This window comes from Streptococcus sp. FDAARGOS_192, assembly GCF_002073815.2.
GTDB lineage: Bacteria > Bacillota > Bacilli > Lactobacillales > Streptococcaceae > Streptococcus > Streptococcus salivarius_H.
Genome location: NZ_CP020431.2, coordinates 2005063 through 2019006 on the forward strand (window position 1 = coordinate 2005063; position 13944 = coordinate 2019006).

At 39.8% G+C, this 13944-nt stretch carries 11 protein-coding genes; all 11 read left to right on the forward strand.

Translation table 11 applies throughout. The annotated features are described in order from the left end of the window. Positions 1–31: 31 nt before the first annotated feature. The 11 genes from A6J31_RS10365 (at position 32) to A6J31_RS10415 (ending at position 13613) form a co-directional block, all read left to right on the forward strand. Complete coding sequence (locus A6J31_RS10365) at positions 32–2218, forward strand: PTS transporter subunit IIBC (protein WP_105291385.1); 2187 nt, start codon at positions 32–34, stop codon at positions 2216–2218. Between the two features lie 97 nt (positions 2219–2315). Continuing rightward, positions 2316–3131, forward strand: a complete 816-nt coding sequence (locus A6J31_RS10370) for an endonuclease/exonuclease/phosphatase family protein (protein WP_021143492.1) — start codon at positions 2316–2318, stop codon at positions 3129–3131. Between the two features lie 103 nt (positions 3132–3234). Beyond that, the gene (locus A6J31_RS10375) at positions 3235–4584 is read left to right on the forward strand and encodes a glucose-6-phosphate isomerase (RefSeq protein ID WP_002883580.1); all 1350 of its coding nucleotides are present in this window, start codon (positions 3235–3237) and stop codon (positions 4582–4584) included. Positions 4585–4776: 192 nt separating this feature from the next. Further along, entirely contained in the window at positions 4777–5649 is an 873-nt protein-coding gene (locus tag A6J31_RS10380) for a helix-turn-helix domain-containing protein (protein WP_013989987.1), read from the forward strand. 153 nt (positions 5650–5802) lie between these two features. Further along, positions 5803–7380: an ATP-binding cassette domain-containing protein gene (locus A6J31_RS10385; RefSeq protein ID WP_080611134.1), complete on the forward strand. Its 1578-nt coding sequence runs from the start codon at positions 5803–5805 to the stop codon at positions 7378–7380. Between the two features lie 155 nt (positions 7381–7535). Beyond that, positions 7536–8252, forward strand: coding sequence for a YebC/PmpR family DNA-binding transcriptional regulator (locus A6J31_RS10390; protein ID WP_002883635.1), 717 nt, complete (start codon positions 7536–7538; stop codon positions 8250–8252). Positions 8253–8377: 125 nt separating this feature from the next. Beyond that, on the forward strand, positions 8378–8716 hold the full coding sequence (locus A6J31_RS10395; protein ID WP_014633826.1) for a preprotein translocase subunit YajC: 339 nt from the start codon (positions 8378–8380) through the stop codon (positions 8714–8716). 128 nt (positions 8717–8844) lie between these two features. Then, positions 8845–9594 carry an isoprenyl transferase gene (locus A6J31_RS10400; protein ID WP_002886457.1) on the forward strand — a complete coding sequence of 250 codons (750 nt, stop codon included), beginning with the start codon at positions 8845–8847 and terminating at the stop codon, positions 9592–9594. A 12-nt stretch (positions 9595–9606) separates the two neighbouring features. Further along, the gene (locus A6J31_RS10405; protein WP_080611136.1) at positions 9607–10401 is read left to right on the forward strand and encodes a phosphatidate cytidylyltransferase; all 795 of its coding nucleotides are present in this window, start codon (positions 9607–9609) and stop codon (positions 10399–10401) included. Positions 10402–10417: 16 nt separating this feature from the next. Continuing rightward, a complete protein-coding gene (gene rseP, locus A6J31_RS10410) occupies positions 10418–11680 on the forward strand; it encodes an RIP metalloprotease RseP (RefSeq protein WP_064525471.1) in 1263 nt (420 codons plus the stop codon). 70 nt (positions 11681–11750) lie between these two features. Beyond that, entirely contained in the window at positions 11751–13613 is a 1863-nt protein-coding gene (locus tag A6J31_RS10415) for a proline--tRNA ligase (RefSeq protein WP_096832809.1), read from the forward strand. Positions 13614–13944 lie beyond the last annotated feature (331 nt).

Sequence of the window (13944 nt, forward strand, 5' to 3'; positions counted from 1 at the left end):
GCGTTTGCATCGAAACGTAGGAGGAAATGAAATGAATAAGCTAAAAGAAAAATTTGGCTTTGAGTTCTGGCAAAAATTCGGTAAAGCCCTCATGGTTGTTATCGCAGTTATGCCAGCAGCAGGTCTCATGATCTCACTCGGTAAAACAGTTGCCATGATTAATCCAAACGTGGCACCACTCGTTATTACTGGTGGATTTCTTGAGCAGATTGGTTGGGGGGTTATTGGTAACCTTCACATCTTGTTCGCCCTTGCCATTGGTGGTAGCTGGGCTAAGGAACGTGCAGGCGGTGCCTTTGCGGCAGGTCTTGCCTTTATCTTGATTAACCGTTTGACTGGTTCAATCTTTGGTGTTACTTCAGATATTCTTGCTGATAAGGCTGCTACAGTCCACACCATTTTTGGTCAATCAATCAAGGTATCTGATTACTTCATCAGTGTTATGGAAGCTCCAGCCCTCAACATGGGTGTGTTCGTAGGTATCATCTCTGGTTTCATCGGAGCTACTGCCTTCAACAAATACTATAACTTCCGTAAATTGCCAGAAGCTTTGTCATTCTTCAATGGTAAACGTTTCGTACCATTCGTAGTCATTCTTCGTTCAGCTATTGCAGCTATCGTTCTTGCTATTGTATGGCCAGTTATCCAATCTGGAATCAACGGCTTCGGTATGTGGATTGCCAACTCAAAAGAAACTGCTCCAATCTTGGCACCGTTCTTGTTCGGTACTTTGGAACGTCTTCTCTTGCCATTTGGTCTCCACCACATGTTGACTATCCCAATTAACTACACTCAATTGGGTGGTACTTACCACGTATTGACTGGTGCCGCTAAAGGTACTGAAGTATTGGGTCAAGACCCACTCTGGCTTGCTTGGGTTACTGACCTTGCAAACCTTAAAGGTGCACACCCAGAACAATACAAACACCTTCTTGAATCTGTTACACCAGCCCGCTTTAAAGTTGGTCAAATGATCGGTTCATTCGGTATCTTGATGGGTATCGTAGTAGCCATCTACCGTAACGTCGATGATGATAAAAAACATCAATACAAAGGGATGTTGACTGCAACTGCACTTGCAACATTCTTGACAGGGGTAACAGAGCCAATCGAGTACATGTTCATGTTCGTGGCTACTCCACTTTACATCGTTTATGCTTTGGTACAAGGATGTGCCTTTGCCATGGCTGATATCGTTAACCTTCGTGTTCACTCATTCGGTTCTATCGAGTTCTTGACACGTACACCACTCGCTATTAACGCTGGTTTGGCGATGGATATCGTTAACTTCATTTGGGTAACTGTACTCTTTGGTGTTATCATGTTCTTCATCGCAAACTTCATGATTAAGAAATTTGACTACGCTACACCAGGACGTAACGGTAACTACGAGCAAGGTGATGATGCCCCTGCAGGAGATGGTGCAGCAGCAAGTGCTGGAACAAGCTCAGCAAGCTCACAAGTTATCAATATCATCAACCTTCTTGGTGGACGTGCTAACATCGTCGACGTTGACGCATGTATGACTCGTCTCCGTGTTACTGTTAAAGAAGCTGATAAAGTCGGAACTGAGGAACAATGGAAAGCTGAAGGAGCTATGGGTCTTGTCATGAAAGGACAAGGGGTTCAAGCTATCTATGGTCCTAAAGCAGACGTATTGAAATCTGATATTCAAGACGTTCTTGATTCAGGTGAAGTTATTCCTGAAACACTTCCAAGTCAAATGACTGCTGTTCAAAAAGCAGAAGCTAACTTCAAAGGTGTGACAGATGAAGTGCATTCAGTTGCTGATGGTCAAGTTATCAACATCGAAGATGTTAAAGACCCAGTATTCTCACAAAAAATGATGGGAGACGGATTTGCAGTTGAGCCTGAAAATGGCCACATCGTTTCACCAGTAGCTGGTAAAGTGACAAGCATCTTCCCAACTAAACACGCTCTTGGTTTGGTAACAGACAATGGTCTTGAAGTTTTGGTTCACATCGGACTTGACACTGTTAGTCTTGAAGGTAAACCATTCGACGTTAAAGTTACTGAAGGTCAAACAGTTGCTGCAGGTGACCTCTTGGTTGAAGCAAACCTTGATGCTATCCGTGAAGCAGGTCGTGAAACATCTACAGTTGTTGTCTTTACAAATGCAGATGCAATCAAATCAGTTAAAGTAGAACATACAGGTAAATTGGCTGCTAACGCTCCAGTTGCAAAAGTAGAACTTTAATTTGCTAAACGATAAACAAGCAGACAGCCCTTGGGCTGTTTTGTTTGTAAATGACCCTATGTCATTTCTAGATGCAAGTCAGAAGAGGGATAAACTTATGAAATTTCTAACTTTAAATACTCACAGTTGGATGGAAGAAGATGCTGAAGGAAAATTCCAAACCTTAAAGGAACAGATCCTAAAGGCTAAGTATGATATTATTTGCTTCCAGGAAGTTAACCAAGAAATAGAGACTTCTGTTGTGGACACGGATGCTTACTATCATGCACTTCCATCAGCAACACCAATCCACCAAGATCACTTTGTCCGTCTTCTTGTGGAAAAGTTAGCTGAAGAAGGTCTTCAGTACCATTGGACTTGGGCCTATAATCACATTGGTTATGATCACCTTAATGAGGGGGTTGCCGTCTTGTCACGTCAACCATTGACAGCGAGCGAAATCTTGGTTTCAGATGTTGATGATCCAACTGACTACCATACACGCCGTGTAGCAGTTGCTGAAACTACTGTAGATGGCCGAGAAGTTGCTGTTGCTAGTGTTCACCTTTCATGGTGGGACAAAGGTTTCCAAGAAGAGTGGGCACGTATTGAGGAACGTTTCAAAGCTATTGGGAAACCGCTCATCCTAGCAGGTGACTTTAATAACCCAGCAGGTCGCGAAGGTCATCAAGCCATCTTGGCTAGCTCGCTCAATCTTCAAGATAGTTTTGAAGTAGCTAAAGAAACAACTGGTAGCTATACAGTTGGACCAGGTATCGATGGCTGGAAGGGCAATGAAGAGCCTTTACGTATCGATTATGTCTTTGCTAGCCAAGATTGGACAGTAGAGCGCCTTAGCGTGATTTTTGATGGCAATAATCAACCTTTGGTAAGTGACCACTACGGTCTTGAAGCAGAATTAACATTTAAGTAGAAACTGTATCCTATTATGACCTAATAAGGGTAAAAAACATTGTCAAAAGACAAATAAAAGAGTAAACTAGAAGCTATAATTGAATTTTTATAAGGAGAGACTAATGGCTCATATTACATTTGATTATTCAAAAGTTTTGGATAAATTTGTAGCACCACACGAAGTGGACAACCTTCAAGCACAAGTAACAGTAGCAGACGAAATGATTCGCAAAGGAACTGGCCCAGGGGCAGACTTCCTTGGATGGCGTGACCTTCCAGAAAACTACGATCGTGAAGAATTTGATCGTATTTTGAAAGCTGCTGAAAAAATCAAAGAAGAAAGCGATGTTTTGGTTGTTATCGGTATCGGTGGTTCTTACCTTGGTGCCAAAGCAGCTATTGACTTCTTGAATCATCACTTTGCTAACCTTCAAACAAAAGAAGAACGCAAAGCTCCACAAATCGTTTACGCTGGTAACTCAATTTCATCAACTTATCTTGCAGACTTGCTTGAGTATGTTGAAGATAAAGACTTCTCAGTTAACGTTATCTCTAAATCAGGTACAACAACTGAACCAGCTATCGCTTTCCGTGTTTTCAAGGAACTCCTTGTTAAGAAATACGGTCAAGAAGAAGCAAACAAACGTATCTACGCAACAACTGACCGCCAAAAAGGTGCCGTTAAAGTTGAAGCAGATGCTAATGGTTGGGAAACTTTCGTTGTTCCAGATGACATCGGTGGACGTTTCTCAGTATTGACAGCTGTAGGTCTCTTGCCAATCGCAGCTTCAGGTGCTGATATCAAAGCCCTTATGGAAGGTGCTAACGCTGCACGTAAAGAGTATTCTTCATCTAAAATCTCTGAAAACGAAGCTTACCAATACGCTGCACTTCGTAACATCCTTTACCGTAAAGGTTACACAACTGAAATCTTGGCTAACTACGAACCATCACTTCAATACTTCTCAGAATGGTGGAAACAATTGGCTGGTGAATCTGAAGGTAAAGACCAAAGAGGTATCTACCCAACATCAGCAAACTTCTCAACAGACTTGCACTCTCTTGGACAATTTATCCAAGAAGGTACACGTAACCTCTTTGAGACAGTTGTTCGTGTGGAAAAACCACGTAAGAACGTGATTATCCCTGAATTGGAAGAAGATCTTGATGGACTTGGTTACCTCCAAGGTAAAGATGTTGACTTTGTTAACAAAAAAGCAACAGACGGTGTTCTTCTTGCTCACACAGATGGTGATGTGCCAAACATGTTCATCACTCTTCCTGAACAAGATGCCTTTACATTGGGTTACATCATCTACTTCTTTGAAATTGCTATTGCCCTTTCAGGTTATTTGAATGCTATCAACCCATTCGACCAACCAGGTGTAGAAGCATACAAGAAAAACATGTTCGCCCTTCTTGGTAAACCAGGATTTGAAGAACTTGGAGCAGAACTTAACGCTCGCTTGTAATTCTCAGATAAGATCAGCTTTGGCTGGTCTTTTTTTATACATTTGTAGGCTAAAACCCTCCATTAATGATTTCTTGTAGGTTAATTTACGAATTTTCATTTTAAACTTTTTGGACTGGCTAGTTGGGTTTTGTGGCTCTTTAATTTAGAAATGATTGTTGCTATAATTAGTTCAAGTATAGGAGGATGAATCATGATTGGACCTGTGGAAATGGGTGCTTTGTTGAAAAAAATTCGTTTATCAAAGAATTTGACATTGAAAGAACTTGCTAGTGATTATTTATCAGTATCTTTCCTATCAAAATTTGAACGTGGAGAATCTGATATCTCATTATCTAGATTTTTTCTTTTGTTAGATAAATTGGATGTCAGTATTGAAGAGTTCTATGGTATTTTATCTCAAGATAATCCAACTCATACTGAAAAGTTATTAGAAAGTGCTAGTAAGGCTTATTATCAAAACGATAGTTTATTGTTACAGAAGTACGCTGGAGAAGAGCGTCATAAATTTGAGCTCACACAAGACAAATCATTTCTCTATAACAGTATTATGCTAGAATCTTTTTTGGTAAGTGTTTCAAATAAAGAAGTTGATGAAAATAAGGTAAGGGAATTAACAGACTATCTTTTTAGCATTGAACAATGGGGAAAAAGAGAGTTAATCATATTAGGAAATAGTATGTCGTTTATTTCCACCCAGACACTTAATGTTTTGACCAAGGAGATCGTGTATAGAACTAGCCTTTTTGGAAAGAGCGACTCAAATCAAAGAATTCGACTTAGTCTTCTTATTAATGCAGCTTATGAGTTTTTACGGCGTGATGAACTAGATTCTGCGAAATACTACTTAGATTTAGTCAATGATAGTGGAATTCCTGAGGTTTTATTATATGAAAGACATGAGTTGATATTTGTAATGGGAACCTACTTGATAAAGTCAGGTGAAGTTACTGAAGGGAGAAATCTAATTGAGGGGTGTTTAGAAACTCTTAGGACTTTAGGTGCGGAAAATTTATTGCTTACTAAGGAATCAGAGTATCAAGAGTTGCTAAATTCCACTATATGACAATTTTATAGAGTGAGTTAAAAAATAGAATAAACTAAGACCATAGTACGATATCACTATGGTTTTTAATTTTCAATGGATATATTGAGTTCCCATGTCTTCAATTTATCCAACTGACTAAATACCAAGGTGATTTAGATTGTGAGGAAATCTATGAGAACCTATATTCTTAAATACAAATATGAAAATTTAGTTCATATCTTACTGTTAGCCTTGACTGCTGCTATTTTCGTGAGTGCTTCGGTAACCTTGGCTTTAATGACTAATCAGCTGGTATCGAAGCGAATCCAATCCTTTTTAGCTTTATTAGGTTTAGAGATAGGGCTTTACGTTATTTATTTAGTTTTAAATTATATTATTGCTGTAAATCAAACAAAACTAATCCAGAAAATGACTTTGTCTATTCGTCAGTCTTATCTTAGTAAAATTATTCACCATTCTTTTAGTGAATTCAGAAAGAGTGATATTGGAGAGCATCTCTCAGTATTAAATAATGATATCCAATTGATTGAATCAAATGGCTTTACAAGTATTTATACCCTTTGTTCAACAGTATTCACTACTTTGTTTTCAATTATTGCCTTATTAAGTTATGATGTAAGGATTGTTCTGTTAGCCATTTTTTTAACTTTGTGTCTGACCTATCTTCCCAAACCATTTACCAATAAAATGCAGAAATCAATGGAGAAATTTTCCCAAGCGAATGAGGAGCTTGTTTCTGGAATAAGCGATCAGTTATATGGATATGCGGATGTTTATTACGCCAGTCGTAAACAGATATTTCTTAGACAAGTGAGGTCCATTGTTGAGAAATATATTGTACAAAAAATTATTTTTACAAAAAGAAATACTAGCACAGAGACGCTGATGGCTTTATTTTCAGTTGCCGCTCAGATGTTGATACTTCTTCTAACTGGCTTGTTAATTATTTTTGGGAATATTGCCGTAGGTACCATTGCTTCTGTGGGTCAGATATCAGGTAATATTTTTAACTCTCTATCCACCATTAATCAGCTGCAAGTGACAATTAAGTCTGTCGATCCTATCTTAAAAAAATTTCACGATTTTCCAGAGGGTCCAAAGACTTGCATAGCGACTATTCAGGATGTTCGCTTTGAGAATGTAAGTTATCATTTTGGAGATAAGGCTATTTTTGAGGGATTCACCCAAACCTTTAAAAAAGGAGGTAAGTATGCTATTACTGGATGCTCAGGTAGTGGGAAGTCAACCCTGCTTAATATATTCCTAGGTAATCTTAAAGATTACGAGGGAAAAATCTTGTTTGGAAAATTGGAGTCAAAAGAGATTGATGAGAACTCAATCGTGTCTGAATGTGCCTATATTGGGAGTCAAACTCATATCTATAATGATACCTTGAGGAACAATCTAACCCTTTGGAATGAAGCTATTACTGATACACAAATCAAGAAAGTTCTTGAAAGAGTTAATCTTTTATCTTTCTTAAACCGTATAGATGAGCAAGTAAGCGACGGTAGCTTTTCGGAGGGTCAAAAACAAAGAATAGGCCTGATAAGAGCGTTTTTAAAAGGAAGTTCTGTTGTGATTTTTGATGAAGCCACTGCAAATCTTGACCATAATAATGCTACTCGTATTGAGCACCTTTTATTAAGTGATCCTAATATCACTTATATCACGGTTACCCACCATCTTATAAAGGAAAATGAACCATATTTTGATAAGATTATTCGTTTGGGAGAGGGGACTGAGTAAATGTTTCATATGATAAATGCTTAGGATTTATTTCAATTTTACTAACGGCAGTCAAAGTGCTATAATGTAAGGGATTGTGAATTTAGCAAGCTTTGCTATTTTCAAAAAAGAAAAAACAAATCAGAGATACAAATCTCTTAGAAGAGGTGAATCCCATGGGACGTAAATGGGCTAATATCGTTGCTAAGAAAACTGCTAAAGATGGTGCAAACTCTAAGGTTTACGCTAAGTTTGGTGTCGAAATTTATGTGGCTGCTAAACAAGGTGAACCAGATCCAGAATCAAACTCAGCTTTGAAATTTGTTTTGGAGCGTGCTAAACAAGCGCAAGTGCCAAAACACGTTATTGATAAGGCCATTGATAAGGCTAAAGGTAACACTGATGAAACTTTCGTTGAAGGACGTTATGAAGGTTTTGGACCAAATGGTTCTATGATTATCGTAGATACTTTGACTTCAAACGTTAACCGTACAGCTGCTAACGTACGTACTGCCTTTGGTAAAAACGGTGGTAACATGGGTGCTTCAGGTTCTGTTTCATACATGTTTGATAAAAAAGGTGTTATCGTTTTTGCAGGTGAAGATGCAGACGCAATCTTTGAACAATTGCTTGAAGCAGATGTAGAAGTTGAAGATGTAGAAGCAGAAGATGGTACTATCACTGTTTATACTGAGCCAACAGATCTTCACAAAGCTTTGGAAGCTCTCCGTGCTAACGGACAAGAAGAGTTCCAAGTGACTGAACTTGAAATGATTCCACAAACTGAGGTTACTCTTGAAGGTGAAGACCTTGAAGTTTTCGAAGGACTTATTGATGCGCTTGAAGCAGACGATGATGTTCAAAAGGTATATCACAACGTAGCAGATATGTAATCTCATTCAACACTTTCCTTACGATGGAAAGTGTTTTTATGTGGTCTGCCTAAGGATTTGTCTTGCTTGTCCTGCCTTAATCTGATATAGTAGTAGCCAAGTGAATTATTGGAGGAATACGAAATATGAATATGATGCTAGTTTTGGCCATTTATGTGGTCGCAATTGTTGCTTATGTAGCTTTCAGCCGTCGTCGCCAAGCAAAGGCCCAGGAAGATCGTTTTGCAGGTCTTGCTAAGGGTGCTGAGGTTGAAACAATCGGTGGTTTGATTGCTATTGTTGATGAGATTGACAAAGAGAATAACCGTATCGTTTTGGATGCAGAAGGTGTCTTCTTGACCTTTGATTTGAGTCGTTCAATCATGAAAGTAATCACACCAGCACCAACTACAGAGGCAGCAGAAACAACTAAAAAGACAATTATCGAAGAAGATTCAGCAATTGAGTCTGCTGATGAAAACTAAGATGTGTATTTGAGACTAGGTTAAATCCTGGTCTTTTTGCGTTTTCTAATCTTATCGGTATTAAAAGCTGTTCAGAACCCCTGAAAATGTGGTAAAATAAAGGGTAAACTATATTTAGAGGATATTCCATGTTTAAATTTAGAAAAAAATCTCATCAAGAGGTTCTAGACAATATTCCCAACCATATCGGTATTATTATGGATGGAAATGGCCGTTGGGCTAAAAAGCGTCTACAACCACGTGTGATGGGGCATAAGGCTGGGATGGACGCCTTGCAAAAGGTAACTATCGAAGCGTCACAACTTGGAGTTAAGGTATTGACAGTGTATGCCTTCTCAACTGAAAACTGGTCACGCCCACAAGATGAAGTGAAATTCATCATGAATTTGCCAGTTGAATTCTTTAACAAGTATGTACCAGAATTAGACAAAAACAATGTTCGTATTTTGACAATCGGAGATAACAGTCGTCTGCCTAAGGAAACCTTAGATGCTCTTGAAAAGGCAGTTGAGCAGACAAAACATAATTCCGGTTTGGTTCTCAACTTTGCACTGAACTATGGTGGTCGTGCGGAGATTGTATCTGCAGTTCAAGCGATTGCTAAAGAGGTTGAAGCAGGCAAACTCAGTCCTGAAGCTATTGATGAAGATCTCATTGCTAAGCATTTGATGACAGATAAATTGCCTTACCTCTACCGTGATCCAGATTTGATTATCCGTACGAGTGGCGAGCTTCGTCTTAGTAACTTCTTGCCTTGGCAATCTGCCTACAGTGAGTTTTACTTCACAGATGTTTTCTGGCCAGATTTTGACCAGCAAGGGCTACGTCAAGCCATCTCTGACTACAATAAACGTCACCGTCGCTTCGGTGGTGTCTAGAAAGGACCTCTCATGCAAGAACGTTTAATTGGTGGGGGTGTGGCAGCAGTCATTTTCCTCCCATTGCTCTTTATCGGTGGTCTTCCTTTCCAACTTTTGGTTGGAGCCATGGCCATGGTTGCAGTGTCTGAGATGCTTCGCATGAAGCACTTGGAAATTTTCTCTATCGAGGGTATTTTATCAATGGTGGCAGCCTTTATCTTGGCTGTGCCGATTGATCAGTATTTTATCAGTCTTCCAACAAATGCTAGTGTGACAGGTTTTGCTGTTATTTCATTTTTGATTCTAGCAGGGACTGTCCTTAATAGCGACCACTATTCTTTTGATGATGCAGCTTATCCAATCGCATCTGCCTTTTATGTTGGTTTTGGTTTCCAAAATCTCATTGCGGCACGTTTGGATAGTTGGGAAAAAGTTCTCTTTGCCCTTTTTATTGTTTGGGCAACAGATATTGGAGCTTACCTTTTTGGTCGTCAATTTGGTCAGAATAAGCTATTGCCAAAAGTATCACCAAATAAGACTATTGAGGGTAGTGTCGGTGGTATCTTATCCGCAATCATTGTGGCTCTTATCTTTGGTTTGATTAACCACGGCGTTTATGCCCCTCATAACTTCTTCTGGTTGCTTATCTGTACGATTCTCTTTAGTATCTTTGGTCAATTTGGTGATTTGGTTGAATCAGCTATTAAACGTCACTTTGGCGTTAAAGACTCAGGCAATCTCATTCCTGGACACGGTGGTGTTTTGGACCGTTGCGATAGCTGGATCTTCGTTTTCCCAATCATGCACTTCCTAGGACTTTTTTAAGAGTGGAGGTGTCTAGATGAAAGCTATTATTACCTTTTTACTGATTTTCTGTGTGATTGTCGTCTTCCATGAGTTTGGTCATTTCTTTTTTGCCAAACGCTCAGGAATTTTGGTTCGTGAATTTGCCATTGGTATGGGACCGAAAATTTTTGCACATACAGGTAAGGATGGTACCGTTTATACTATCCGTATCCTCCCTTTGGGTGGTTATGTCCGTATGGCTGGTTGGGGTGAAGATACAACTGAGATTAAAACAGGTAGCCCTGCCAGTCTAACGATTGGATCAGATGGTAAGGTAAGACGTATCAACCTTTCGGATCGCCAGGTTGACCAGACGGCTTTGCCTATGAACGTCACTGCCTATGATTTGGAGGATAAGTTAACCATTACAGGTCTAGTCCTAGATGAGACCAAGACCTATGAGGTTGATCATGATGCCACTATCGTTGAGGAGGATGGTACAGAACTTCGTATCGCTCCTAAGGATGTCCAATATCAAAATGCAAGCATTTGGGGACGTTTAATTACCAACTTTGCTGGTCCTATGAATAACTTCATTCTTGGGGTGCTTGTCTTTATTATCTTAGCCTTTGTTCAGGGTGGCGTTCAAGATACATCGACCAACCGTATCCAGGTAGCCGATGGAGGCGCTGCCCAGGTGGCAGGCTTGAAAAATGGTGATGCCATCGAGGCTATCAATAAGGACAAGGTTACTGATTGGGACAGCTTGAAGGAAGCATTGACAGAGAATACCCAGAAATTCTCCAAAGGTGACAGCCTTTCTGTGACAGTTAAGAGAAGTAACGGTCAGGAAGAAACAATCTCTGTTAAACCTCAGGAGAACCAAGGTAGCTACTTTTTGGGTGTTTCTCCTGCTTTAAAAACAGGTCTTAAAGATAAGATTTTTGGTGGTTTCCAAATGGCTTGGGAAGGGGCCTTCAAAATTCTCGTAGCACTTAAGGGACTTATCACCAACTTTAGTTTGAATAAACTTGGTGGACCGGTTGCTATGTTCCAGATGTCTGCCCAGGCTTCAGAAAATGGCTTGATTTCCATTCTTAACCTTATGGGGATGCTCTCAATTAACCTGGGAATTTTCAATCTTATCCCAATTCCAGCCCTTGACGGTGGAAAAATTGTTATGAATATTATTGAAGCCATTCGTCGTAAACCACTTAATCAAGAAATTGAAAGCTATATTACACTTGCAGGTGTTGCCATCATGGTTGTTCTTATGATTGCAGTCACTTGGAATGATATTATGCGTGCTTTCTTTTAATTAGAAACAAAGAAACGAAAGGAAGTCTAAGGGACTTGACCCAAGGGCCAGCCTCCTTAGTATGTAAATGATGAAACAAAGTAAAATGTTGATTCCAACACTTCGTGAAATGCCAAGTGATGCTCAAGTTATCAGTCATGCCCTTATGGTACGTGCGGGTTACGTGCGTCAGGTTTCTGCTGGTATCTATGCTTATATGCCATTGGCAAATCGTGCTATCGAGAAATTCAAAACCATCATGCGTGAGGAGTTTGAAAAAATCGGTGCGGTTGAAATGTTGGCGCCAGCGCTTTTGACAGCAGATTTGTGGCGTGAGTCAGGCCGTTATGAAACTTACGGTGAAGACCTTTATAAACTTAAAAACCGTGATAAATCTGACTTTATCCTCGGTCCAACTCACGAAGAAACGTTTACAGCCTTGGTTCGTGATGCGGTTAAATCATACAAACAATTGCCACTTAATCTCTACCAAATCCAATCAAAATACCGTGATGAAAAACGTCCTCGTAACGGTCTTCTTCGTACACGTGAATTTATCATGAAGGATGCTTATAGTTTCCACCAAAACTATGAAGATTTGGATGTCACTTATGAAGACTACCGTAAAGCTTATGAGGCTATCTTTACACGTGCTGGCCTTGAATTTAAGGGTATCATCGGTGATGGTGGTGCCATGGGTGGTAAGGATTCTCAAGAATTCATGGCGGTTACTCCTGAGCGTACAGATCTCAACCGTTGGGTAGTTCTTGACAAGTCAATTGCTTCATTGGATGAGATTCCAGAAGATGTCATGGAAGAAATCAAGAAAGAATTGACATCGTGGTTGGTATCTGGTGAAGACACAATTGCCTACTCTACAGAGTCAAGCTATGCAGCTAACCTTGAGATGGCAACAAACGCCTACACACCAGCGACCAAGGTTGTGACTCAAGAAGAAGTGACTCGAGTTGAAACACCAGATTGCAAGTCAATTGATGAAGTTGCTGCTTTCTTGAATGTTCCAGAAGAACAAACCATCAAGACTTTGCTTTTCATTGCTGATGATGAACCAGTGGTGGCCCTTCTTGTCGGTAATGATCAGGTTAACGATGTGAAGTTGAAAAACTACCTTGCTGCTGATTTCCTTGAACCAGCTACAGAAGATGAAGCACGTCAAGTCTTTGGCGCTAACTTCGGTTCTCTTGGTCCAGTTAACCTTCCTGAAAATGTTCGTATCGTTGCGGACCGTAAGGTTCAAGACGTGGCTAATGCGGTCGTTGGAGCTAATGAAGATGGTTACCACTTGACAGGGGTTAACCCAGAGCGTGACTTCAAGGCAGAATACGTGGATATTCGTGAAGTTAAAGAGGGTGAAATTTCACCAGATGGTCAAGGTGTCCTTCAGTTTGCGCGTGGTATCGAGATTGGTCATATCTTTAAACTTGGGACACGTTACTCTGAAAGTATGGGTGCTAACGTTCTTGATGAAAATGGCCGTGCTGTTCCAATCATTATGGGATGTTACGGTATCGGTGTTAGCCGTATCTTGTCAGCTGTAATCGAACAACATGCACGTCTCTTTGTTAACAAGACACCAAAAGGTCAATACCGCTATGCATGGGGAATTAACTTCCCTAAAGAATTGGCTCCGTATGATGTTCACTTGATTACAGTTAACACTAAGGATGAGGAAGCCAATGCTTTGACAGAACGTTTGGAAGCTGCTCTTATGGCTGAAGGCTATGATGTCTTGACAGATGATCGTAATGAGCGTGTTGGTTCTAAATTCTCTGACAGTGACCTTATTGGACTTCCAATTCGTGTGACAGTTGGTAAAAAAGCCAGCGAAGGTGTTGTCGAAGTTAAAATCAAGGCAACTGGTGATACTATTGAAGTTAATGCCGATAACTTGATTGAGACACTTGCTATCTTAACAACAGAACAAGATGCTTAATATAAAAAAATCTTTTCTTGCAAGAGCAGGAAGAGATTTTTCTTTTGCAGTGACAATGATAAATTGAGAGAAAAGAGAGTAAATTCCAATTTGACAGAATTGTCTAAATAGTGTAAACTTAAAACTATCATAACTACGGAGGCATCACATGCTTAACAAAGCGACCCATTTGGGAAATCTTAAAGCTTTTTATTACTTTAGTTTCTTTAGATAGGACGTTTGTGTTTCAGGATACAAGCGTCAGTCAGTTTGTATCTATGAAGCTAAAGCATTTTGTGATGGATTAGCCGATTAGATGAATAGGTCTAACCGGTGACATAAGCTAGCTTGT

Excerpts from the sequence above, each read along its gene's own strand:
- A6J31_RS10365 (WP_105291385.1), top strand. The coding sequence starts at position 32 with ATGAATAAGCTAAAAGAAAAATTTGGCTTTGAGTTCTGGCAAAAATTC.
- A6J31_RS10370 (WP_021143492.1), top strand. The coding sequence starts at position 2,316 with ATGAAATTTCTAACTTTAAATACTCACAGTTGGATGGAAGAAGATGCT.
- A6J31_RS10375 (WP_002883580.1), top strand. The coding sequence starts at position 3,235 with ATGGCTCATATTACATTTGATTATTCAAAAGTTTTGGATAAATTTGTA.
- A6J31_RS10380 (WP_013989987.1), top strand. The coding sequence starts at position 4,777 with ATGATTGGACCTGTGGAAATGGGTGCTTTGTTGAAAAAAATTCGTTTA.
- A6J31_RS10385 (WP_080611134.1), top strand. The coding sequence starts at position 5,803 with ATGAGAACCTATATTCTTAAATACAAATATGAAAATTTAGTTCATATC.
- A6J31_RS10390 (WP_002883635.1), top strand. The coding sequence starts at position 7,536 with ATGGGACGTAAATGGGCTAATATCGTTGCTAAGAAAACTGCTAAAGAT.
- A6J31_RS10395 (WP_014633826.1), top strand. The coding sequence starts at position 8,378 with ATGAATATGATGCTAGTTTTGGCCATTTATGTGGTCGCAATTGTTGCT.
- A6J31_RS10400 (WP_002886457.1), top strand. The coding sequence starts at position 8,845 with ATGTTTAAATTTAGAAAAAAATCTCATCAAGAGGTTCTAGACAATATT.
- A6J31_RS10405 (WP_080611136.1), top strand. The coding sequence starts at position 9,607 with ATGCAAGAACGTTTAATTGGTGGGGGTGTGGCAGCAGTCATTTTCCTC.
- rseP (WP_064525471.1), top strand. The coding sequence starts at position 10,418 with ATGAAAGCTATTATTACCTTTTTACTGATTTTCTGTGTGATTGTCGTC.
- A6J31_RS10415 (WP_096832809.1), top strand. The coding sequence starts at position 11,751 with ATGAAACAAAGTAAAATGTTGATTCCAACACTTCGTGAAATGCCAAGT.